General features: G+C 61.3%; 20 protein-coding genes. 10 read left to right on the forward strand and 10 right to left on the reverse strand.

The genetic code is table 11. The features are described from left to right. Positions 1-169 precede the first annotated feature (169 nt). From AC1MH0_RS19935 to AC1MH0_RS19955, 5 genes are all read right to left on the reverse strand, one after another. Positions 170-562, reverse strand: coding sequence for a response regulator (locus AC1MH0_RS19935; protein ID WP_480965910.1), 393 nt, complete (start codon positions 560-562; stop codon positions 170-172). A gap of 22 nt (positions 563-584) precedes the next feature. Further along, positions 585-3,086: a tetratricopeptide repeat-containing sensor histidine kinase gene (locus AC1MH0_RS19940; RefSeq protein WP_480965911.1), complete on the reverse strand. Its 2,502-nt coding sequence runs from the start codon at positions 3,084-3,086 to the stop codon at positions 585-587. 536 nt (positions 3,087-3,622) lie between these two features. After that, the gene (locus tag AC1MH0_RS19945; RefSeq protein WP_480965912.1) at positions 3,623-7,840 is read right to left on the reverse strand and encodes a strawberry notch-like NTP hydrolase domain-containing protein; all 4,218 of its coding nucleotides are present in this window, start codon (positions 7,838-7,840) and stop codon (positions 3,623-3,625) included. A gap of 37 nt (positions 7,841-7,877) precedes the next feature. After that, entirely contained in the window at positions 7,878-8,732 is an 855-nt protein-coding gene (locus AC1MH0_RS19950; protein ID WP_480965913.1) for a DUF7146 domain-containing protein, read from the reverse strand. A gap of 12 nt (positions 8,733-8,744) precedes the next feature. Beyond that, the gene (locus AC1MH0_RS19955) at positions 8,745-8,969 is read right to left on the reverse strand and encodes a hypothetical protein (RefSeq protein WP_480965914.1); all 225 of its coding nucleotides are present in this window, start codon (positions 8,967-8,969) and stop codon (positions 8,745-8,747) included. Between the two features lie 233 nt (positions 8,970-9,202). On the opposite strand from AC1MH0_RS19955, the gene AC1MH0_RS19960 reads away from it, so the two are divergent. Beyond that, positions 9,203-9,472, forward strand: coding sequence for a hypothetical protein (locus AC1MH0_RS19960; RefSeq protein WP_480965915.1), 270 nt, complete (start codon positions 9,203-9,205; stop codon positions 9,470-9,472). Between the two features lie 4 nt (positions 9,473-9,476). On the opposite strand, the gene AC1MH0_RS19965 is transcribed toward AC1MH0_RS19960, so the two are convergent. Beyond that, positions 9,477-10,769: a hypothetical protein gene (locus AC1MH0_RS19965; protein ID WP_480965916.1), complete on the reverse strand. Its 1,293-nt coding sequence runs from the start codon at positions 10,767-10,769 to the stop codon at positions 9,477-9,479. Positions 10,770-10,883: 114 nt separating this feature from the next. Between AC1MH0_RS19965 and AC1MH0_RS19970 the strand changes: the two genes are divergently transcribed. Beyond that, positions 10,884-11,786: a lytic transglycosylase domain-containing protein gene (locus AC1MH0_RS19970; RefSeq protein WP_480965917.1), complete on the forward strand. Its 903-nt coding sequence runs from the start codon at positions 10,884-10,886 to the stop codon at positions 11,784-11,786. On the opposite strand, the gene AC1MH0_RS19975 is transcribed toward AC1MH0_RS19970, so the two are convergent. The 4 genes from AC1MH0_RS19975 to AC1MH0_RS19990 all read right to left on the reverse strand — a co-directional run bounded on the left by AC1MH0_RS19975 (position 11,783) and on the right by AC1MH0_RS19990 (position 15,808). Further along, entirely contained in the window at positions 11,783-12,661 is an 879-nt protein-coding gene (locus AC1MH0_RS19975; RefSeq protein ID WP_480965918.1) for a replication initiator protein A, read from the reverse strand. The two genes, AC1MH0_RS19970 and AC1MH0_RS19975, sit on opposite strands and share 4 nt — an antisense overlap. Before the next feature lie 181 nt (positions 12,662-12,842). After that, entirely contained in the window at positions 12,843-14,192 is a 1,350-nt protein-coding gene (gene repC / locus AC1MH0_RS19980; protein WP_480965919.1) for a plasmid replication protein RepC, read from the reverse strand. A 536-nt stretch (positions 14,193-14,728) separates the two neighbouring features. Continuing rightward, on the reverse strand, positions 14,729-15,247 hold the full coding sequence (locus AC1MH0_RS19985) for a hypothetical protein (protein WP_480965920.1): 519 nt from the start codon (positions 15,245-15,247) through the stop codon (positions 14,729-14,731). Positions 15,248-15,328: 81 nt separating this feature from the next. Next, entirely contained in the window at positions 15,329-15,808 is a 480-nt protein-coding gene (locus AC1MH0_RS19990) for a hypothetical protein (protein ID WP_480965921.1), read from the reverse strand. Positions 15,809-16,153: 345 nt separating this feature from the next. Here AC1MH0_RS19990 and AC1MH0_RS19995 point away from each other — a divergent pair, with 345 nt between their 5' ends. The 8 genes from AC1MH0_RS19995 to traC are packed head-to-tail and all read left to right on the forward strand — an operon-like array spanning position 16,154 to position 23,936. After that, entirely contained in the window at positions 16,154-16,474 is a 321-nt protein-coding gene (locus AC1MH0_RS19995; protein WP_132741246.1) for a TrbC/VirB2 family protein, read from the forward strand. Positions 16,475-16,533: 59 nt separating this feature from the next. Continuing rightward, a complete protein-coding gene (gene traL / locus AC1MH0_RS20000) occupies positions 16,534-16,824 on the forward strand; it encodes a type IV conjugative transfer system protein TraL (RefSeq protein ID WP_480965922.1) in 291 nt (96 codons plus the stop codon). Position 16,825: 1 nt separating this feature from the next. Beyond that, positions 16,826-17,398, forward strand: coding sequence for a type IV conjugative transfer system protein TraE (locus AC1MH0_RS20005; protein WP_132741248.1), 573 nt, complete (start codon positions 16,826-16,828; stop codon positions 17,396-17,398). Then, positions 17,395-18,213 carry a type-F conjugative transfer system secretin TraK gene (locus AC1MH0_RS20010; protein ID WP_480965923.1) on the forward strand — a complete coding sequence of 273 codons (819 nt, stop codon included), beginning with the start codon at positions 17,395-17,397 and terminating at the stop codon, positions 18,211-18,213. The genes AC1MH0_RS20005 and AC1MH0_RS20010 overlap by 4 nt, the downstream gene beginning before the upstream one ends. Before the next feature lie 3 nt (positions 18,214-18,216). Beyond that, on the forward strand, positions 18,217-19,554 hold the full coding sequence (locus AC1MH0_RS20015) for a TraB/VirB10 family protein (protein WP_480965924.1): 1,338 nt from the start codon (positions 18,217-18,219) through the stop codon (positions 19,552-19,554). Next, a complete protein-coding gene (locus AC1MH0_RS20020; protein ID WP_480965925.1) occupies positions 19,541-20,407 on the forward strand; it encodes a DsbC family protein in 867 nt (288 codons plus the stop codon). The genes AC1MH0_RS20015 and AC1MH0_RS20020 overlap by 14 nt, the downstream gene beginning before the upstream one ends. Further along, complete coding sequence (locus AC1MH0_RS20025; protein ID WP_480965926.1) at positions 20,404-21,357, forward strand: TraV family lipoprotein; 954 nt, start codon at positions 20,404-20,406, stop codon at positions 21,355-21,357. Before AC1MH0_RS20020 ends, AC1MH0_RS20025 begins: the two co-directional genes overlap by 4 nt. Next, positions 21,354-23,936, forward strand: a complete 2,583-nt coding sequence (gene traC / locus AC1MH0_RS20030) for a type IV secretion system protein TraC (RefSeq protein ID WP_480965927.1) — start codon at positions 21,354-21,356, stop codon at positions 23,934-23,936. The genes AC1MH0_RS20025 and traC overlap by 4 nt, the downstream gene beginning before the upstream one ends. The last annotated feature ends 5 nt before the right edge of the window (positions 23,937-23,941 follow it).

Below are 23,941 nucleotides of genomic sequence, written 5' to 3' on the forward strand. Positions count from 1 at the left end.
TTATTCGCTGGCAAGGCCGGACGTTACGATTGTCGGACGAACAGTGCACCCGGTGGCTCTCGCTGGTCATGCCGATCGCACGGCGCCGACCTGATCGCGCGGATGCGCGGCCAGCGGATGTGGCCAAATTTCAGTGATGACAGGAACCGGTGATCGCCTCGTGCCCGCACTAGTCCAGCATGATTTCCGAAGCGCTCCCCTTAGCCACCATCCGCCCGATCGCGTTGAGCAGTTTGCCCATCGCGACGGGTTTCTGGATGACGTCGTCGGCGCCCTGCGCGAGACAGCGCTCGTGAAGATCGACCGCCATGTCGGCGGTCACGACAATGATGGGCAGCAGGCCCTTCGCATCGGTACGCGCGCGGAGATGCTTGATCGCGGTGAGCCCGTCCATGCCGGGCATCCGCAGATCCATGAGGATGATGCTGAAATCGCAGTCATTGATCATCTGGAGGCCGGTCTCGGCATCGGCTGCCTCGGACATGTTGGCGCCCACGACGCGCAGCATGTCCTTCACAACTCGCCGGTTCATTGCGTCATCTTCAACGAATAGCACTTCCATGGCCGTCCCTTCGTCCGCCTGACTATGCTGCAGAGGTAAACAGCTGATTAGCGGGAACATCTGCCGGCGGCCTGTCGGCGTAAAAGCCGGTCAGCGCAGTGATCAGCCGCTGGCCGCTCACCGGTTTCAGGACCACCTGGCTGGCGCCCGCCACCTCGACCTCGTCAAGCGGCAGCACGTCGGTCGGCGCGAACAATATCGTCGTGGCGACGCCATGCGCGGTCGCATGCCCGACCAGGGTCCGCAGCGACGGCAGCGCGTCCATACCATCGAGACATGTCGACTTGCCTTCGATTAGCAGGTGGTCGCATTCCCCGCGCGTAATTGCGTCCAGGGCCTCTTCCGCCGCCCCCGCACACGCGAAGCTTTTCACCTCGGTCTCGAGTAGGCCTCGCAACATGCCCTGGGCAATGCCGTTCGATTCGAGCAGGATCAATCGTGCGTCGGCAAGACGTCGGGGTGCGACGGCGATGTCGTTGGCACCGCTGCCGGCCGCTAACGGCAGGATGAGCGGTATTCGCAGGGTGAAAGTCGAACCGTGATCGACCACGCTGTCGACCATGACATCGCCGCCCAAGGCGCGCGCGAGATTGCGACAGATTGCCAGGCCCAGTCCGGTGCCCGCAAATTGTCGCGTGGTTCCTCCATCGACCTGATGGAATGGTTCGAATATCGCATCGAACTGGTCGGTCGGTATCCCAATGCCGGTATCGGTCACCGCGATGACGAGGGTCTCGTCGTCTGCGTGCGTGGCCAGCGACACCGATCCCTCGGGCGTGAACTTGATCGCGTTGGACAGCAGGTTGAAGACGATCTGACGAATACGCGCGCCGTCGGAAACGATCTCCCGTGGGGCATTACCGACATCAAGCGACAAGGCGAGCCCCTTGCTCGTCGCCTGTCCCGACCAAAGCCGTGTGGATTCTTCCAGTATCCGGCGCAGATCGGTTGCCTCCGCCACCACTAACGTCGTACCCGTCTCCATCTTAGCGACGTCGAGGATGTCGTCGACCAGGGCCCGCATCGTCTCGCCCGCACCGTGCACCACTTCGACCTGCTCGCGCACGTCCGCATCGATCCGCCGGTTCGTCAGCAGAATCTGGGTCATGCCGAGAATGCCATTCAGAGGCGTCCGAATCTCATGGCTCGTCATTGCGAGGAAATCGGTCTTTGCCTTCAGCGCCTTTTCTAGGCGTGTGTTGACCGTCGTCAGGACGTCGTTCGCGTCCCGCACCTGGTTTCTGCTCCGCCGGATCGACACGTACCCGAACGCCATGAGGCCGAAGACGACGGCACCCGCGGCCAACAGCCCGCCGAGCACGATCTGCCGGAACTGAGACTTCTGTCGTTCGATCGCGATATCGCGCTCGAGCTGACCTTGCTTTAGCTGGGATATCTTCAGGTTCTGATTGGAGAAGTCGAACCGTGCGCTCATGAGTTGCGAGCTTGCCGAAGCGGTAAGGTTGCGGGCTTCGCCATCCAGTCGCTGGAAGGCCTTCAGATGCGCCAACGCCAGATCGCCGCGTCCCAGCTTCTCGAAGACCTTTGCCGCCAGTTCGTGGAATTGCCGGAACGGCAGCTCGGTCTTGGTCAAATCCGTCCCCGCGAAGGTGGACCGGAGCAAGATCGCGGCCCGCGGGTAATCCCTCTGCGCGGCAGCGACCTCTGCGGCGATGCCGAACACGAAGGGACGCTGACTCGCGGCTTCACCACTTGCAGACAAGGCAAGGGCGCGACGCACCGTCTGCTCGGCCGCAACCGCCTTGCCGCTATCCACCTGTGCTTCCGCGATATTGCCTAGCACGACGACGGTCTGCAATCGACTGCCCAACGCCTGGGCGGCGCTCAAGGCTAGACGGTATTCGCGCTCGGCCTCCGAATATCGGCCGAGCTTGCGAAGAACCTGGCCCTGATTGTTATGCGCCCCGAGATTCAGACCCGGTTCCCCACCATAGATCTCCGATGATTGCCGGTAATATTGCAGAGCCTTGGCGTAGTCGCCGGCGTCCCAGTAGATCTGACCCATGTCCTGCAAGACCAGCGACTGGCTACGCGGCACGCCGGCCACGCCGAAGATCTTGAAGGCATGCTGATAGTCGGAAAGGCCTTCCGTCACATTGCCTTGCGTAGCAAAGATACCGCCCCGCGACCGAAACAAGTCGCCTTGCAGTTTCGAGTTCGGTGCAACGCGACTGATTGTCATAAGGGCGGCGTCAACCGTCGCCTTCGCTTCCTTCGCGCGATTGACCATGATCAGGGACTCAGCGCGCAACCATGCAGCGGTACCCGCCGCGATCGTCGCCTCGTGCGATGTGGGCAACGAAGCGGCGAGCTTCACAGCAGCATCACTTTTGCTGAGTGCATGCTCGGGGTCGCTCATCATCGCCGTTTTGGCATCGGCGATCGCGACGTCAAATGCCCGATATTGCCCCTGTCGCGGCACTGCGGCCGTTGGCGCTTGAGCGCCAGCGACGGAGGAAAGTCCTAGTGCGGCGACGATGATCAGACGGCGAAGGCAGCGCATGGGAACCTCTTGTTTCGGGATCGAATATCCGATGCAGGTTAAGGGTTCGGAACCGCATTCGATTTATTTGGCGCAGGCAGTGGTGACCGGTCCCAGCGCCCGGTGTGCTTATCCTCATAGCCTTCATGAATGGGACGGCGATGAAGACGGCCCAGGCATTCCCGGAATCGAATCTGTAGCTAGAAAGTCCGCGGATAGAGCCTTCCGATACCAAGCCGAGGGAAAACGGGAATATTGGCCCGCGATTATGCAGCGGTTCTATGGCTGCAATTCAATGTGGCAGAATGTTTCAAAGTAGCCGATGGCCGCTACGTCCTGCCTCGTTGATCGAGCCAATCGATCAATCGCTGATCTGTCGGAAACCACATGATTTCCGATGGCACCCCCGGAGCCACTGACGCGACTGTTAATCGAGGCTCAGTCTGTTCGACAAACCCTATCGCTTTGCCCGAGTAGGCCGAAACCCGGTTTTGGAGGTTTTCCGTCACAGCCGATCGTTAGCATTCAACTGGGTCCGTTCTATATACTGACCCCCATCAGGAGGCTTTCAGTATCCGGCTTAACACAGCCTCTGCGTCGGTCGCCGGCACGAAGAGGCGGGTCCGGTAAGCGATGATTTCGGTGAAGCAGCCGAGCGATTTCAGCCAGGGCAACTGCGAGACGGGTGCGTCCACGATCTCCACCCTCAGGTTGCCGTTCACGATCGAGCGCTTGAGCGTCATCGGGAACGGCCGCACGAAGTCGACACTGCGGCCTGAGAGGACCGATCGTGCGATCGCGTCGACCGGTAGATCGTCGGTCTTGGCGATTCCGAGCTTGGTGTAGAGCTGGACGACGTGCTGGTCGAATACGAGACGGCCTAGCCACGAATTGCCATGGGCGTCCGCAATACGGTTCACCGCGAGATGGTCCGACGGCAGCGCCGACCAGATCGGCAGCAGCAGGCCGGTCGCCAGTCTGATCGTCTCGGTATCGACCTGACCCGCCGCCTCGGTGACCTCCGCGCTCCATTTGGCCTCGAAGGTCTCCCGGTCGACAACGTCCCATGCCGTTTCCAGCAGATCGGCCTCGCGCAAATACTCACGTCGGCAGGGACGCTGCAGTTCGATGCGCGCGATCGGCTGGCCATCGTCGTCCATCCACGACCGTGCTCGGGTACGGAGCGCGACGCGCCCCGACCGGGCGTTGACCACGAACGCGACATCGTCCTGCCATTTGGCGAGGTCGAGGATACGTTCAAGCGAGATGGGATTCTTGCGGCGGGCGATCTCGATCGTGAGAAGGTGCGAGGTCGCGCCCGACAGGGGATCGGTGCGCAACAGCGTGTCGTCGAGGACCGTCGCGGTATCCGCCGTGATCGTCTCGACGCCGACATCGAGCGTGCCGGCTTCGCGAGCTGCTGCGACGCGGGTTTCGACGAGTGCCAGGAATTCGTCGAATATCAGGTTCTGGAGCCCGATCGGCAGGGCCAGCAGACGGTTCAGCCAGCGTTGGATGGGCGGCAGCTCTTCCTTCAGGAGGCCGTCATTGTCGTGCAGCTCAAGGCCGGTGCGCGAGCAGAAGTCGTCCATCGTCGTGCTGGTCAGCTTGCCGCCATCGAGGAGCGCGAACCATGTCAGGAGTGCATCCTTGGCATACTCACTTTCGAGATTGTCGGCTGGATCAAACAGGTTTTGCCCGCCGGTCTGCCGCTGGCCGCGCGTGAGGGCGCCAAGGCTGTCGAGGCGCCGCGCGATCGTCGAGGTGAAGCGCAGCTCGCCCTTGCAGTCGGTGGTCACCGGCCGGAACAGCGGTGTCGTCGCCTGATGGGTACGGTGCGTGCGACCAAGCCCCTGGATCGCGCGATCGGCACGCCAGCCGGGTTCGAGCAGGAAGTGGGCGCGCTGCTGCTGGTTCTTGGCATCGAGGCTGGCATGGTACGAGCGCCCGGTGCCGCCAGCGTCGGAGAACACCAGCACCCGCTTGGTGCCGGCCATGAACGCCGCGGCCTCAACCTGCGAGGAGCGCCCTGAGCGGGTCTCGATCTTCTGGCGGCCGTCCGACGTCGGTACGAGACGCCGCGAGCGCCCCGTCACTTCGGCTACCATGTCGGTGCCGAAATGCTCGATCAGCGCGTCGAGAGCGGAGTTGATCGGAGGTAGTGCACAGATGTGCTCGAGCATCTGGTCGCGGGCAGCGAGCGCGTCGGGGTTATGGACCGGGTTGCCGAACTCATCGCTCATCGGCGCCGAGCGCGCGGTGCCGGTGTCGTCGGTATACGTCTGCATCTGCCGCGTTGGGAACGCCCGCATCAGATAATCGGCAATATACTCGGTCGGTGACAAATCTATCGTAGGATCCGCACGCTCGTCGGCCGACATCTGGGCCAGCCGACGATCAAGGATCGCCTCGGCGGTCGTAACCAGCTGCAGCACCACCGACTGGTCAGCCTTCAGATGCTGTTCGACCGCGGAGATGACCGTCGGCAGCTTCATCGAGAGCAGGACCTGCCCGAAGAAACGCTGCTTGGTCGATTCCAGCCGTGAGCGTGCCGAGGCCTTGGCACCGCTGTTGAGCGTCGTCTTTTCGAACCCGTCGACGACTCCGGTCAGCTCCAGCGCCTCTTCCATGTTCTGGTGAATGACGCTCCAGGCCTTGGCATAGGTATCGTAGATCTCGATCTGCGCCGGCGTCAGTGCGTGCCGCAGCACGTCGTACTCGACGCCGGCGAAGCTCAGCGCCCGCGATGTATAGAGACCAAGCGCCTTCAGGTCGCGCGCCACCAGTTCCATCGCTGCGATCCCGCCCTTCCGGATTTCGGCAATGAACGCTTCACGGTCTGCGAACGCTGTGTCGGGTCCCCACAGGCCAAGCCGCACGGCATAGGCGAGGTTGTTCACATCGGATGCGCCGGTTGCGGAAGCGTAGAGGACCCTGGCACCGGGCAGGTTGTTCTGAAGCAGCACGCCGCAGATGCCCTGCTGGGATCCTTCCTTCTTTCCCATGGCACCCTCGCCACCGGCAACGCCGCCCATCTCGTGGGCCTCGTCGAAGGCGATTACCCCTTCGAAATCGGGACCCGCCCAATCGAGGATCTGCTGCAGGCGGCTATGGTCGGAACGCATCGAGCGCAGCGTCGGGTAGGTGACGAAGAGCACGCCCTCGTCCAGTTTGATCGGCTGGTCGATCTTCCAGTTGGAGACCGGCTGTACGTCGCCCGACATGCCACCGAGCGCCGTCCAGTCGCGACGCGCATCTTCGAGCAGCGGTTCGTTCTTTGACACCCATATATGCCGGCGACGACCCTGCAGCCAGTTATCGAGGATGCACGCTGCGACCTGTCGGCCCTTGCCGGCCCCAGTACCGTCGCCCAGAAAGAAGCCCTTCCGGTAACGGCTGCCCTTGGGATCGATGGTGAGCCCGACGCCTTCCTTGGCAGGCTTGAACGAACCGGGGAGCAGCTGACCCCAGGCGTGGCCCGCATAGACCACAGTCTCGAGCTGCGATGAGGACAGCATCCGCTCCGTCACCGTGCGCTCCGGAAGGTGGGCAATGTGCGTCGGGATCGGTGCGGGTATCGACCCCATCGCCACTGATTCCACCAGCGCGGTCGGGTGGTCGCCGGCGACATCGAACACGATCCGGCTTGGCCGGTAGGGCAGATAGCAACCGACCTGGTCGGCCAGCGGTGCAGCCGTCGCCAGGGTTCTGTAGCTGACCGGCAGTACGTTGTTGCGCACCGGTGCATGATAGGTGCGAGCGACCGTAGCCTTAGCCTGCCGCGCCGCGCCGAACAGGCTTGGTTTGGGCACCGGCAGTGCCGCTATCGGGGTATCAGCCACCAGCGAGGCCCGCGGCGGGATAGTTACGGCGTCGAGGAAACCCGCGACCGAACTGCGCTGGATGACAGTGTGCGAGGTGCCGCCTGCCATCTTGTCGATGACGTAGAGTCGCACCGCGATATCGGTGCCGTGCTTGCGGTAGCAATGCTCCAGCCGCAGCGAGGTCCGAACCGTGCAGCCGGTCAGCACCGCCTCATAGGCTGCCTTCAGCCGTGCGCTTGGTGCGAACCAGTCGGGCATGATCGCCACGACCCGGCCGCCCTTTGCGACGCGCCGGATCGCTGCCTGGAGATGGCGAAGTGCTGCAAGATCGTCTGCGCCGCGACCGACGCTGCGCGAGAAGGGCGGATTCATCACCACCACGGTCGGCTTCGGCAGTCGCGCGTGCAGACTGACCAGCGCAGCGCCGTCGTGGCCGGTGACGATCGCGTCCGGGAAAATGCCGGCTAGGCGGTCGCGGCGTTTCGCGTCGATTTCGTTCAGCTGCAGGCTGGCGCACGCCGGTGCCTGAACGATCAGCAAGCCGTTGCCGGCGCTGGGTTCGAGGACGATGTCGTGCGGACCGATCGCGGCCATCAGCACGGCAATCGCCGCGATATCGACCGGCGTCGAGAATTGCTGGAGGTCGATCTGTTCCTCGCTGCGCACCGTTTGGGTCGGCAGCATTGCCATGACCGCCGACGCCTGTGCCACGTCAGCCAGGCCATTGAGCTGGTACGGCCGCGACGCGAGATGGAGCGCAATGCCATGTTCGAGCATCTCGAAGCTGTCGCGCTGCGTCCAATGGCCGTCGGCGTCCGAGCCGCCGATTGTCGCAGTCATCGCCTCGTTCAGATCGCGGCGGGCGATCGGCGCGCCCGATGCCAGCAACCCGGCAATGCGTGCCGCTGCACTGTGATCGGTGACGGGCGGAAGATCGAGCAGGTCGAACATGGCAGGTTCCCTCAGGTTATGCTGCCAATCCGACAGCTTACCGTCTTCCTCCCTCTCCTCTCTCTGCCGCTTCGAGCGCCTCGGCCCAGTCCTTGTAGCCCACTGGATAATCTACCTGGATGACACGACTCTCGGATGCGAAGCGGGCAATGCTTCGCGCGACCGCACGGCGTCCGGCGAGATCATTATCGCCCGCGAGGATCAGCTTTGTAACGCTGTCAGGGATCGTCACGAGATCGAGCCGGCGCGAGCCGAGCGTTGCCCAGCAAGGTAGTCCGCGGATCCGGGACCAGGCGCGCCCCGTCTCGAATCCTTCGGCCAGGCCAATGGTCGCACTAAGTCCGCCGCCCCGCCATGCCCCGGTACCAAGCGTGCCGAGCGTCGCCTTCTGAGAATAGCCTCCGTCGGGCTTCAGGAAGATGCGTTGAAAGGCGATCAGGCGCTGCGCTTCACGGACCCCGACCAGCAGTGCCGGCTTGAAGACAGTCATGGGTTTGGGACCTAGCGGACAGTGCGGATGGAAGCGGACGTCGGTTGGCACCGGCAACAGCCCCCTTGAGGCGAGGTAGCGCTCAGCCAGGTTACCGGAGACACTGACCGCCTCGTTCCACAGCCGGTCGATGTTGGCCGTACCCTTTGCCTGGGCCGGAACGGGCGGTTCATACCGGCGCCCGATCGGTATCCGGTCCAGCTCACGCAGGATGTCGCCGGCGTCGCACCCTGCAAAGCAGGTCACCAGCAGGCCGCGGTCACCCTGCCTGATCGAGAGGCTTGGCGTACCGTCGGTATGCGCGGGGCACCGACACATCGCGCTGTTCCCGTGCCAGGTGCCGCCAAGCGCGCCGACTAGATCGACGAGTTGCTGCGATGGTCGATTGGCGATGATAGCCATATCCCATACCCCTTAGCGCGCACCGGCGGGGACGCCGGCGATCGCGTAGAAGGTTTTGTCACGATCGAAGTAGCTGGCGATCTCCTCGACAGCCCCTTCCGGGTCAGATGGCAGGTCGCGCCCCGTTTTCTTCGTCACATAGTCGGCCAAAGCCTTTTTGGCGGATATCTCGCTCGGATGGAAATCCAGGACGTCCTTGGCGCCGTGGTCCCTTATGAAAAGGACGTACTTGGTCATGGCTACAGGCCTCGTACTGAAGGCTGCCTTTACCGGCCGCCTTGGGTTGGAAGGGTTAAGGCCGTTTTCCGCGACCCATTTCTTACCCTCCCTCTCCACTCCATGTTTTTGACGGACCGAGTGGCGCACCGTCTCATTTACCAGCTGCTAAAAGGTCGCCGCTAAGCTGCTCTTGGAACTAGAATCATTCTGTGCCGGTTTGTCGACCGCGCCCTTTTTCATTCGAGGTGTCGATGAACCAGTTTTCGCAGATTGAGATTGCCAACTGGATCTCCATTTATCTGGCAGCGGCTATGTGCTGCGCAATCGCCATGGCCATGTCAGTCTCCGTGACGGTCCACGGTTTGTACCGGGACAAGGCCTGGGAAGATGTTCGAAGTGTTCGTGGCGCCGTGCTTTTCCTGCCAAAGGCGTGGTGGCGCTGGCAAAAGCTGTATCTACTGTCGACACCGGTAACGCTTGGAATCGTTAGTTATTTCGCTGCGACGATGACTTGGAGCTGATTGCTCAAATATCCAGAACCCGAAGCAGTTTGATAGACGCAGAATCCTGATCCATTTCCGACCTATCGAGCGTCACGAGATCACCCAGGACCGCCATGCGAGGGTGCGTCACTGCCTTGGCAGCTTCGTACTCGTCGCTGTCAAAACCCATTGCCTCCACCACCACTGTCCGCAATTCCCCCGTCATGCGCGACCTCGCCTCCAGTATGAAGTCCGGCCGGCAGGGGCCGTTTGGTGTCATTGAATCGAAGAGCGGCTTGCTGATGGCCATGTCGACACCCCGGGCGTGCAACACGCGCTGGGTATGGAGGATCGCGCGTAGCGCTTTCCGCTCGAAGTCGGATTCCACAGGTACGAACATACGTCCATTGTAGATCGGCTGCGCATAGGCGCGCAGTGGCGCATAGCCGCGCGCCTCGGGATATTCGCCAGCGACGACAAGGACGATGTACGGTCCGCTGATGTGGTTACCCCGGATCGAGGGCGACTGGACGCGCGTCGCGATGGTGACCGGTTCACAGTCAGGCACATGGATCTCATTGCCTTTGATCGTCTTGGCATAGAGCGCCACGAAGCCTTGCGGAGCATGCGTCTTGGGCCATTTCGGCGCCAGTGCGCGTAGCGTGCCATAGACCGTGTTCGTCTCAAGGGGACGCGCGTGGGTCCAAAAGGCCCGCGCCAGCTCGACACCCGGCGCGATCTCGATCTTGCCGGCCGCACGGCCTAGCGCTGCGAACTCCTCCCGGATCGACCATTCATAGCCCATACCCAACGGGGCAATCGTATTACAGCCGGCGCTGTCGAGCAGGCGCCATAGGAGCCGCGCGAGCCGCGGGGTCGAGGCGTTGCGGGTCCGATCGTCGAGACTGTCGTCCTCAGGTCGCTGTGCGAGCTTCTCCGGCGCTGGTCGCAGAACCTCGAAAAAGCCTGACGGTGGATCGGTCGGGGTGTTGTGCGACCTGACTTCCGTGATGCGATTGGTGGCCTGGTCGCGGAAGAACGGGCAATCGGTGCGGTGCTCCGGCCGTTTGGTGCTGGTCAACCGCCGCAGATAGTAGGTTTCGGCCTCGGAGAGGTAAGCCGGCGTCAGGATGGGCGGGGCCTTGCCCGGTCCCAGACAGCCGCAGGCGATCCAGCGGTGTCCGATCCGCGCATTCTGGACGAGCGTCACGCCAGCTTGTTCGTCATGGAACGAGCCGTCGCCGACATACCAGCGCACCAGTGCCTCATGCAGGGATGCCGGCAGCGGGATCCGATCCCCGTTGTTTCCGTCGGTATCGCGGTGGATCAACCACATGTTCGAGTGACCTTCAGGCGCTGATTGGGACCAGTTTCGGCAGGTCTGGTGGTCTTGACAAGCACAAACCGCTTGATCTCAACTCTTGGATATCAAGACCAAAGGGGGTTTTCCGTGCGTTATCCACTGGCTGTTGCTGGCCTTTGCGCCGCTCTAATCGTCGGTCCGCAAGCCGGTGCCGCTCCAAAGAGCTCAGCGTTCCGGAAGGTTCAGCTGATCTCGATGACGGGTAGTCTGCCCACCGATGCCACGAGCTCTTTGCCCGGGATCCCACCATCAGCGGCAATAGTCGAGCCGTCGCCGCTGCCGGGCGCCTTTCAGGTCCATGATCTTAGTCGCCGCTACGTTCAGTTCCGCATGCAGCAGGAGATCGCTGCAGCGGCGGTAACCCCGGTAGGTGCTCCTATTATAAGTGGCGAACCCACGGGTGTTGCGGCGTTTTCATCGATCCAGGTTCCGGGCTGGCTTCGCGGGGGGATCGCCGTCCAGCCCGTCTATTTCAAACCCGGTTGCGCTCCGCTGTCCTATCGTCCGTCAGGGTTTCTTGCACGGAGTGCGGAGACGCGTCGCGCCGCCTACTATGGGATGATGAGCGCGGTGGCCTGCGAGCATGGTATCCCGACCGGTTTGTTCGATGCGATGATTATCCGCGAGAGCGGGTACAATCCGATCGCGACATCTACGGCGAACGCGTACGGCCTCGCGCAGCTAATGCCGGGCACGGCGGTTGGCCTCGGCGTCGATCGGTATGATCCGCTGCAGAACATGCGTGGTGGTGCCCGTTATCTTCGGCAGCAGCTTGATCGTTTCGGCCAAGTTCACTTGGCGCTGGCCGCCTATAACGCAGGTCCAGGTCGCGTGCACGGCGGCATGGTCCCGCGCATCACCGAAACACAGGCTTACGTCTCAGCCATTATCGCGAACTGGTCGCGGCTGACGTCGCCAGCTCGCTCGCCTTCACCGATCTATAATCGGTCAGCGGGCTATACCAAGGTCGACATGATGCAGCGCTTCTAAGCAGAAATTGACCTCTGCCTTGGCTTCATGCGAACCGATGTAGTGACGGATTTACGGCGACGACCAAGCGAGTCTGTTCGTTCGCCGGATACGACCTCGATCAAGCTGACGTCATACTCTGGTAGCCGGTTTTCTGCTTCAATGCTCTTGAGAAGCTGCTTTAGACGTTTCATTGGACCCATAGAACCAATTTTTTGATGAAGCTCCTCAAGATTGATGTCGATTGGACCAGCTTCGCAGTAACAATGGGCAATTTCGTAAAGACGACGTTCGATTGCACCCAAACGAAAATAGTCATGGTGATAATGGTAGATCCGCTGATCACGTTTGATTGCGCGGTATAGCCAATTGCATGGGCGGACGCGCACATAGCGAAGGACTTCGTCCCCGTTCGCCATTTTCTCGTACTCGACCTGCGCCTCGGACAGCCACGAGAACCAGCCCCGGTCGATTTTTGATCCGGTCTCGATATTCGTCTTTATCTGAGTGCCTTGAAGGCGTTCCAGCGCTTCACCAAACCGCCGGTAATCGCGTACCGACGGTCGCTCGACTCCGGTGATGCGAAAGAAGTCATGAGCTGAAAAAGTCACGTCCTCATCTGAGATCTGGCCATCAGCTATCGCCTGCGCAACGAGCGAGGCAACATACAGAAGGATTTCCTTGTCCCACATTGTCGCAACACCGGTTGCGCTTGGCCGGATTTGAATGGTCACCTGGTCATGCTTGTACTCGATAGGCTCAAGGTGCGCATTCTTCGAAAGCACGAAGAACGGGTAGTCCATGATGCTCCGCTCGCCGCGGACTTTTCCGTGAAGCGGGCTGTCCATGTCGAACAGTGAAATCTGCCGCGCTATCGCTGGTGATTTCGCCATCATCGATCCCCTTTGCAATACACCCCCCTTCTTATCATTCTATCCTCTAGAATCACCCCTAGTCGAACATAGGGTAACTGAAAGCACGAGCTTTGGCGGTTCAATCGGTCGCGATCGCCGGATCTCGTCAGGGTACAACGAAAGGAGACGCTAAGCCTCGTGCTTTCGGTTACCCTATCCTCACTCACAGCAATGCCGGCCCGACCCGACTTCCAGACCTCAGCGCCGTCGCCAAAAGCTGGCCTACGGATCGAAGGTCTGAGCTGCTCAATAGCGATCGGACTGGTTGCCTTTTGGCGTGGTCCTTCAGGCCATGAAAAGTCCGCCCCAAGTTCAGTTTTCCCGAGGCGGCGTTCTTATTCATGCCGCGAAGATACGCTCCGGGGCGGTCGACATCGCCTCGAACGTGTTTATGGGCCGTCGCGATAACCGAGGCTGCCGCGCCTTTCTGACCCATTAGTCGACAAGCCTCACGCCAAACATTGGCTGGGATTGCAGCCTGGGCAATGAGCCTCTCGGCGTCACCGATGATAATACCCCATGTCATTTGCTCGGGAGGACACGAAATGAACTCGGGAGCCACGGCGGCAATAAAGCTCGGATCAACGCCGTGATGGGCTAGGTCCGCCTCAACTTCACTTTGCGGCTCGTTGTTACGGACGTCGTAGCCTCGCTCACTACCGTTTCTCGCCAAGCCTCTACAGTAATTTGCTTTAGCAATGGGTGGTTGGTTTGTAGTTGTATAGTGGGTGTCGTTTAAGACGCCCGAGGGTGAATCTTTCACCGGTTCCCGTTTCTCGTTATTCCTCGCCGAAACCGTCCTAATGCGCTCATCGAGCGCTGCCGCATGACCTTCCAGCTTTGAAACACACGCCTGGAGCAGACGTTCATCCCGAACCTTCCGCATCTGGTGAGTAGCCAACTGAGTGCTTTCGATGATGCCGGTTGCATCGACACCTCCGATCTCCTCGTCGATGATAAGCTGCACCAGGCTGCTGATGCGGCGGCGGGCTGCGGTAAGACGCTTTCGAAGAACATTTATGCGCAAGTCCGCCTCTGTCCCCTCGTCAGCTATGCGGACGAATTCATCGTAGCGCACGCCAAGCGGGCTGAGATCTATCCCGTAAGCATAGATCAGCCGGCCGTCTTTTCCCCTTGCTCCGATACGCTTGCCATTGGCGCTGTCGCGGTGTGCAACCAGACCCCACCGCGTTGCACTGTTCAACAGCTTCTGAAGCTGCCGAATACCAATTCCAAGCTTTTGACTGAGCGTTTCGTTAGAGGGAAAGACAATCGGGCGCTGTCCCTCACTCCAGTCTACCTCCCGCGACCAACTCATCAGTGTGTCAACCGCATGCACAAGGCGAGATGGTACACCAATATAGGGAGCCGCACGTTTAAAGGCTGTTAGAACATGCCGATGACTTACGCGTTCGGGAAGCCCGGAAAAGCCTTCAGCGATCCGTCCAGTCGAAGCTGTGCGTTCGTCTACTCGACGATGACCAGCTCCTGGAGCGAAGGTAATAGAATTCATTCGGAGAATCCCCTTTGGATTTCCGTGCGGACGCAGAAGTCCGTGGCGCGCTAGGCACGCATTCCCGCTGCATCATCGTAATTTGGCTATGCCGCTGTTGTTACGCAGCACTTCCAAAATTCCGAAAGCTCCGACCTATTGCCGGGCTTTTCTTCTTTGCACGGCATTCCCTCAATTAGGTTTCGCGAGGCCAAGCGACCTCGAGATCGCCTCCCGTGATTCCGGACTCGGCGATAGCGACAGCCTAAACGGCAGCGGCATGGGAAGTCGCTCGCGTTGGCTCGTGCTTTCGGTTTCTTTGACGAGGAAATTCTCGTGCTTTCAGTTTCCGTATGTCGGACGCACCAAAAAAAGGGCTTCATTAGATAGAGTAACTGAAAGCACGAGAGGCACGTCGTCACGCGACGCGCCCCTCCCTCGCCGAGAGTAGCAGCTTAGAGTATCGCTCGTGCTTTCAGTTACCCTATCTCACTGAGTCCGCGAGAGGGGGGAAACGGTGCCATCCCGGCATAACCAAACGAGCCGTTCGGGACCCGTTATGCCTCCCCAAACTCGTCGAGCCGTTTGGACCGGCGCATACCGATTTTTTGGTATTCCACCTCTATGGCTCGTACTATCAGCTCTTGAGCAGCTTCGCCGTGCTCAGGTCGAACATCGTCAAAACCGAGACCGTCAACATGCCTTACAACGGTAATGATCTGCTCAGGAAGGCCGGTCACGACGCCGAGTACCATTGATATGACCTTCAGGAGGTCTCTTAGTTCGACTCCCGCCTCGTTTTTTTGGAGCAGATCCTGAGCATACATTGCTTCGATTTTGCTGATGCTCAATGCCTCGAGGATAGCTGCTATCTCAGGCATCTTGAGAGCGACACGCTTTTCGACCTTACGGTGAAGCCCGTCATGGAGACGGCTCCGACCGATTTTTGCCAATGTCGCCAGTTCCCTGACGCTTACCCGTGCAAGGTCCATCCTGGCTAGGATGTAATCCTCTAATTCGAAACTCGGAATTGCCCCCGCTGGGTTTTCCGCCCAACTTCGCGTCGCTTCGCCCATCGCCATTCTCCCGGCTGATGGCTTATGGGTAGACTCACCAAATCGTAAAAGGCAACCCTAAAGCTGGTTCGAAACAAGTGGTTATGGCCTTTTAGGTCGCAACGGGATGACGTTCGAATCTTTCTTCTTCAGGGAAACGCGATAAATTTCGGCCTCAGAAGCGGAAAGCCCAAGCTTTGTGAGAACCTCCGTAGCATTCCGTTCAACAATGAGGTCAAAGAGTACCAGCGACACAGCGTCAGCTAAGAGAACCTTTTGCCCGAGTGCCTCACCAAGCGAGAGTGCAGCTGCCTCGATCGTGCTGGCGCTCGTCTCTAGGATAGAGAAGTCGATCTCGACCTCCCCCTCGCTCGAGATTATGCGAAGATGGTTTCGCATGTCCTCCGCGTCATAGCTATTTACCAAGTCGGAAGCACGCTCAGCGCGTTCGTCTATGACCATAGGCAAAGAATAATACGAACGATGCTTGTTCGACAGAAGTCTGACACCTTCGGTGGTCAGCCGGAAATAGTGATCCGAGACGGAAATATGAAACGCCTTTTCAGCCGTCACTTTGGTCAACCTTCAATCCCGGGTCCACTCCGGACCCTTGCATACTCATAAAAGGCGAAAACCGCATTCTGCAGCGTAACAGCTAAACCAGTTACGATCTGGATGCCAAACTAGATGACCGAGTATCCCAAAACAGGCCGCCCGCGTTTTTCGGGCAGATGCCCTGAAATTCCGGGCGGGCGCCCGGCCCAGTCGGGCAAGGTGATTCGCAAAAGGCAAGATCAGCTCGGAATGTTAAGAAATGCATAAGCGTTAGCAATGTTCCGACGATTTCCGTTTGCGACTGAAGATTGCTGCCGGCCAATCTGCTCTTGGGCGCGCTGAACAGCGCTCGATCGAAGGAGACTCCTTATCATGAAGACCACGTTCAAGATCGGCCGTCGCGCCGAGACGACCGCCCTGGCGGTCATTGGTGCGGCAGCAGCAGCCGCTGTTCTCGCTTCGCCGGCATTCGCCGGTGCAGACGCTACGTTCAACACGGCACTCAATGCCTTCACCGGCTTCCTCGAAGGTTCGGGCGGCAAGATCATCACCGTCCTGTCGCTCGCTGGCGGCGTCGTCGGCCTGGCCTCGGGCCGCTTCTCGCTCGGCCAGGTCGCGATCCCGGTCGGTGTGGGCGTCGGCGCCGGTACCGGCATTCCGATCGTCACCTCGACCGTCACCGCCACCATCTGAACCGACCCGGTGCCGGCGTTGATAGCAGCTTCGCCGGCACCGTCTTTGAAGGTGGCGTGATGTCAGTCGATAAGTACGTGATCCCATCGCACCTCGACGATCCTGAGCTGATCGGGTTCTGGACGCTCGACGAGTTCCTCGCGATGGTTATCCCCTTCACTTGGGGGATCCTGTCCCAACACATCGTCATCGGGATCGGCTTAGCCGTCCTAGGCTGGTGGGCCCTTAGGAGGGCAAAGGCGGGACGGGCAACGTCGTGGCTGATTCATCTGGCGTATTGGCATCTGCCAGGCGGCTTCCCGTCGCTGCGCGCCACGCCACCTTCCTACCTCCGACTAATGGTGGGCTGACATGGATTTTTCCTACCAGCACGCGCAAAGCCAGCGCGTCCTTCGCCAGCGTAATGTCCTCGGTATAGCCGCACTGGTTCTTGCCGGTTTTGTTGCGCTCCTGCTCCTGATGTCGGCGACACGTAGCCGCGAAATCGTGCTGCAGCCTGTTCTTGGCTCGCCGGTAACGCTGTCCACGTCGGGTGTCTCGCGCGAGTATCTGGAGCTAGTGACCCGCGACACGGCCGTGCTGACGCTTAACCGCACGCCGAGCAGCCTCGACTATTGGATGAAGTCGGTTCTCGCGATCGTCTCGCCCAAGTCGCAGGGCAAGATCAAAGCCGACCTCCTCAAGATCGTCGATGAGCAGCGCGGCTCCAGCATGTCGCAGTATTTTACGCTCGAGGGCATGGAGATCGACCCCAAGGCGCTCCAGTCCACCGTGTCGGGCAAGCTCAACACGGTCATCGGCCAGAAAATCGTGTCATCCGAGCAGCGGACCTTTGTCTACGACTGGGAATATGCCGGCATGACCCTGAAGCTCGTCGGCTTCAGCATGGTCCAACCCAAGACCCGTCCGGGAGCTGCGATGTGACCGCAATCTACGCTTTTGGCAGCGCTGCGCTCGGCACTGCCCTCTCCAGCCGCAACTTTTGCTGGCTGAGCCGCATCGCCGGTGCCGCTCTAATTGCCGTGGCGATCTTCGTCTTTGCGGCCCCCGCCTTCGCGTCTGGCGACCAGACGCTAATGGCCGACGACGGTGCGCAGGTATCCTGCAACGCGTCCGCCAAGGATCTCACCCGGATCAGCCTCGTCGGCGACGAGTTCGCTGGTGTGTCCAAGATCAATACCGGCAACCCCTCGGACGACTTCTCCGTCGTCAACGAACCGGTCCGCGGCGACATCTACCTGTCGGTCCCGGAGGGCTTCGGTCGCCAGCTCCTGTCGTTCTTCGGCACCAGCAAGCGCGGCTACGTCTACAAGTTCCAATGCCGGATCAGCGGCGACCAGGCGGTGCAGGTGTTCGTCTCGAACCCCGCGATTGCCAAGGCCGACGCCGCGGAAGCCGGTACGACCACCAAGGTCACACAGACGTCCTCGCCGGAAGAAGCCGCTGTGACGCTGGTGCAGGCGATGTACGCCAACAAGACGGTCGACGGTTTCGAGATGCGTCAGCGCTCGCTCAAGCCCGTCTATGTCGGCGACCTCAAGGTTCAGATGATCGCTGAATATCGCGGCGACGCTCTTACCGGCCGCGTCCTGCGCATTGAAAACAAGGGCACCAAGGAAACGGTGCTGACCGAGGCCAGCGTGGCGCCATCGAGCGCGCTCGCGGTCTCGATCGCCGAACCCAAGCTCGCGCCGGGTCGGGTCACGACCGCTTACCTCGTCTCGCGGAACGGAAACTAAGCCATGGGCATCAAAGATATTTTCTCTCGCGAGCGTAAGCCGCTCGACGCTCCCGAAGTCGTTGACGGCGACGGAGTATCCCCGATCGCCTCGGAACTGGATGGCAACGTCGAGACCCGCAAGAAGCAGCAGATGAAGCTGGCGGCAGGCTGCGGCGTGGTTCTCGTCGCATCCTCGTTCTGGATCTTCGGCGGTGACGACGCGGTCAAGAAGATCGATCCCGATAGCGCGGACAAGAAGACGGTTTCGGTCAGCGACATGACCAACAAGACCAAGTCCGAGCAGGAGTGGATGGCGCAGTCGGAGAACCGTTTCCAGTCGAACGAAAACCAGCTGAAGGGTGTCGAGGGCACCAACGCTCGCGTCGCGCAGCTAGCCGAGCAGCTCGACGCGATGCGCGCGCAGAACCAGTCGATGTCGAGCGATGGCCAGCGCGTCGTATCCGCCTATCAGGCCGAAAACGATCAGTTGCGTCGCCAGGTCAACGAGCGTGCCGCAGCGCCTGCCCCGATGCCCGGGCCGCAGGCAATGTACGGCCCTGGTAGCGCCGCCCTCTACGGTCGCCCTGGCGCGGCAGGCGCTACTCCCGGTCCGGACCTCTCCCCTGCGCGCCTCAGCGAAGTTAAGATGGTCTCGTTTGGCTCCGCTGAGGCCGGTAATGCCTCGAAGGTTTCAAAGGGCAGCACGGTCTACACCGACAGCCCGAACTACCTTCCACCCAACAGCTTTGCGAGCGCCAAGGTCATCGTCGGTGTCGATGCCGCAGCCGGCACCAACAGCCAGACCGATCCTTTGCCCGTCGTCCTTCGAGTCACCGGCCCCGCGCGGTCAGTGCTGCAGAATGGCAAGCTGCTCACGACGAAAATTCAAGGCTGCCTCATCAACGGTGCGGCGCGCGCAGAGCTTTCGAGTGAGAAGGTCTACGTGAAGCTGCAGAAGATGACCTGCCCTCAGCCGGGCGGTCGCTATGCGGTGTCCGAGGTCAAAGGCTTCATCGCGTTCGGCGGCAAGACCGGCGTTCGCGGACGTGTTGTCAGTCGCGAAGGGTCACTCGTCAGCCAGGCTTTCATTGCGGGCCTCGTCGGCGGGATCGGCAAGGGTTTCGCAGCCAATTCGAACTCTTTCCTCCAGGGCAGCAATGTTCAGGTCAACGGCAAGCGCCAGCAGCTCGGCATGGGCGACATCGCACAAGGCGGGATTGGAAATGGCGTCGGCGAGGCCGGCGACATGGTCTCGAAATACCTGATCGAGCGTGCCGAGCAGTACCAGCCGGTCATCGAAATGCCGACCGGCGTCGACGTCGAAATCGTCTTCCTGGAGGGTGTTTATGTTCGGAACTGATAGCACCGCCGACAGGCGTCTGACCGTTGGTCGGGTGCTGGTCCTTCTTTTGGTCGTCGCAGCGTTCGTTGCTGCCGCGATCGGCGCGAAGGCCGCCTATGCCGCGCTTCGTCCGGCAGACGCATCGGTGATCGCCCTCCTGAAGGCCCGCCTGCCCAAGACGCAGGTCAGCAAGGTCGATTGCGCGATCGTCGATGGCCTCTGCGAAGTGACGGCCGGCAACAACCTGTTCTACGTCGACCGCTCGGGGCGCTACCTTGTTATCGGTCGTGTCTACGACATGGAGACGCGGCAGGATCTTACTGCAACCCGCCTCCTCGAGATCAATCCGGACACGCTGATTGGCGGCGCAGCCAAGGCCAACAACGCGCCCGAGGGAGGCGAGCCTCCCATTGCCAAGGCGGTTGGCGCTTCTGCCACGGTAGTACCTTTGCGCATCGCACTCGACGGCCTCCCCAAGGACGGCGCGATCGTGTGGGGCAACCAGTCGGGCAAGACGGTTACGGTCTTCAGCGACTTCCGCTGCGGCTATTGCCGGGCGCTCTCGAACACGTTGCGGTCGATGAACGTGCGTGTCGTCGAACGACCAATCTCTGTTCTCGGTAGTCGTGACCTCGCCAATCAGGTGTATTGCGCCAAGAACCGCGAGACCGCGCTTCATCAGGCCTATGCCGGCGAGCGTCTTCGCAACGCCGCCACCTGCGACACCTCAGGCCTCGATGCCAATGAGCGCTTCGCTCGCTCGCACGGCCTGAACGGCACACCCGTCATCGTCCGCGCCGATGGGGCGATGATCGAGGGCTATCGTCCCAAGGAGGCGCTTGCCTCCTTCATTGCTGGAGGCCGGTCGTGAATAAGGTCCATGTTTGTCTCGCTGTCGCCCTCGCCTCCGGCACCATGATGACCGGCTGCACGACAATGGGCGGCAACATCAAGGGCAGCTTCACCTGCGTCGCACCCGACGGCATCTGCGCGCCCAGTTCGACGATCGATGATCGCGCTCTGGCGATGATCGCCGGAGAGGATGGCGATCGCATGATTACGCCCGCTGGTCCCTACAGCGCGCCGCAAAGCGCCGGCCGCGGTTTTGATACCGCTGCCACTGCGCCTGCGCGTAGCCAGGAACGCGTGCTTCGCATCGTCTTCCCGGCGCAGATCGACGGTGCCGGTCGCCTGCACGAACAGACTGCGGTCCATGCCGTCGTCGAGCGCGGCGAATGGCAGCGCGCGCTGGCGAGCAACGCTCTCGCGACGACGCCAGCACAGGTTCAGGCGGCAACGGGCGGCGACACGCTGCTTGCAGCTGTCGACCGTGCCGATCCTCCCTTCATGGAGGATTCCGCGACTGCTGATCCGGATATGCCAAGCGCAGCGGCGGTTGTTGCCGCTCGCGTTCAGGCGGATCCTGTCGGTGACATCAAGGATCAGGTCGCGCGTCGGCTCTCGAAAGCGCCGCGCCGCCTTTCGGTGTCGCCATCGGCACTCCGCACCCCGCCCGCGGTGACCTATGGCTCGAAGTCTGCGTCCCCCACGCCAAACTTGCCGGTCGCGGTTGGCATGACCACCGCCTCCAAGCCCCTTTCCTCACCCGCGCCTGTCCGTCCGGCCGTCACGTCCACCTCGGCACCCACAACGCCGAAGTATCTAACCCCGGCTGGTCGCACCGCGATCGCCGCAGTCGGCACCAACCCTGCCATCCGTGCAGGTCTTGCTCGCGCCGAACCTGAAGCGCGGGAGGCGGTAAAGGCGGCGAACCCGCTGCCGGTGCTGCGCGCATCCTCGTTCCCCGGAGTTGTCCAGTGAGCATCTTTAAAGGCCTGCTTGCCACGCTCCTCGGCGACTCCGCCAAGCCTGAGAACGGCCGTCCGGACTCGGTTGTCCCGCGGTTTGTCCATTGGCTGCCCTACCGCAGCTACGATTCGAAGACGCAAATCTACTACAATAGCGCCTCACGCGGTTTCTTCCTCGAAGCGACCCCGATGATCGGCGCAACCGAGCAGAGTCACGAGATGCTGGCACAGCTGCTGTCCGAAGGCATTCCGACACCGGGTGCCCTGCAGGTCCATGGCTGGATGAGCCCGCGCATCAGCGAGAAGCTCTCGCAGTGGTACATGCCGCGCTATTCGGCGTCAGGTATCTACGAGCGGATGGCGCGGCACCGCACCGAGTATCTGATGGGTGGTGTCTGGAGTTCGCTGTCGGCCTCCGCGCCATTTTGCCTGCGCAATCATCGGCTCGGCCTGTCCTACTCGACCCCGGAATCGAGCCGCGTCTCGAACGAGGAAATTACCTCGGTCATGGAAGGGCTGATCTCGGCGCTGGAGTCGCTCGGCGTCCATGCGCGCGCAGTCGACCCCAAGGGCCTCATCTCGTGGATCGATGACATCACCTCGCCGACGACGGCGCCCGGTGACGACACGATCACCTACAATCCGTTCGACCCGATCGCCGACCAGGCCGTGCGTCACGACCTCGAAATGAGGATCGAGCCTGACCGCATCCTCCTACGCACCGAGCGGTTCCGTCCGACCGGCAAGACCGTCGACCATGCCCCGGAGATCGGCGAGGTATACCCGGACACGTTTGACGTGCGCTCCTTCTCGGTGCGCAACCTGCCGCAACGCTGGGCGCCCTGGGACATGGCGAAGCTCATCGGCGACATGTTCGCCGACAAGCTGCGCATGCCCTGCCCGGTCTCAACCAACCTGTGCCTCGACTTCCCCGACGCGGAGGCCTCCGGGCAACGCGCCGGCCGCAAGTTCATGCGCACCACCAGCCTCGCCGACAGCAAGTCCGCGCGCATGTTGCCACAACTGAAGGACCAGTCCGAAGAGTGGCGTTTCGTGAAGGACGAGCTGCGCCAAGGCCGCAAGCTGGTGCAGGCTTTTTACTCGGTCACCTCGTTTAGCCCGAAGGGCAAGGGCGACGCCAATGAGCGGATCCTGAAGTCGGTGTACCGCGCGGCAGGCTGGGACCTGCTCGACGATCGCTATCTGCAGATCCAGGGCCTGCTCGCGGCGATGCCCATGACGATGGCCAATGGTCTGTCGTTCGACCTCAAGAACATGAAGCGGCTGCGCACTGTCCTCACTACGACGGCCGCATGCCTGATGCCATTGCAAGGCGAATATCTGGGCGGCAACAACCCGCACCTGATGCTGATCGGCAGGCGCGGTCAGCCCTTCTTCTGGTCGCCCTTCGAGAACACTGCCGGCAACCACAACGTCGCGGTTTTCGGCAAGTCGGGCTCGGGCAAGTCGGTGGCCCTGCAGGAGCTGTGCGCCTCGATGGTCGGCGCTGGTGCCAAGGTCGTCGTGATCGACGACGGCCGTTCGTTCGAGCACTCCTGCAAACTGCAGGGCGGCGCGTTCGTCGAGTTCACGATGTCGTCGGGGTTCTGCATCAACCCGTTCTCGATGATCGATCCAGTGCTCGCGGAGACCGATGAGGATTACCTCATGGACTGCTTCGCCATGCTGAAATCGATCGTGAACCAGATGGCGCGTCACATCGACAAGCTCGACGATACCGAGCGCGGCCTGATCGACGGCGCGATTAACAAGGTCTGGGCAGAGAAAGGCCGGCAGGGCTCGGTTAACGACGTCATTGCGGCGCTCGACGAGACCAAGAACCTGCTCGCCATCAATCTTGCGATCGCAATGCGGCCCTTCTCGACCAACGGCACCTATGGCCGCTTCTTCGAGGGCGAGGTGTCCTTCAAGCTCAAGAACAACCTGACGGTGTTCGAGCTGTCGGATCTGTCGTCGCGCGAGGAGCTTCGTAGCGTCGCCCTGACCGCGATCATGTTCATGGCGAGCCAGGCCATGCGTCGCGAGGACCGCTCTGTCCCCAAGGCGCTGCTGCTCGATGAGGCGTGGCAGATGCTTAAGGGCGGCTCGATGGCCGACTTCATCGAAGCCTATGCGCGTACCTGCCGCAAATACGGCGCGTCGCTGGTGACCGCCACGCAGAGCCTCAACGACTATTACAAGTCGGACGGATCCAAGGCTGCGCTGGAGAACAGCGACTGGTTCGTCATCCTGCAGCAGAAGGCGGAGACGATCGCCGACTTCAAGAAGCACGATCGCTTCGAGATGGACGATTACACCGACGCGCTGCTCCGCTCGCTGAAGCGCAACGGCTCCGAATATTCCGACGTGATGATCAAGGGTCCGGAGACGCTGGCGGTCGGCCGGCTCGTCCTCGATCCCTATTCGGCGACGGTCTACTCGTCATCGCCCCGCACCTTCGCGGCCATCCATGAACTGCTCGCGCAGGGTCTGACGATGGAAGAGGCAATCGAACGGGTCGCCTACCCCGACAATCCCGAGAAATGGACCGATCCGAGCGCCGACGAAGCGCTGGCGATCGCAGCGGAGTGACCACC

Source organism: Sphingomonas sp. AP28 (genome assembly GCF_056680455.1).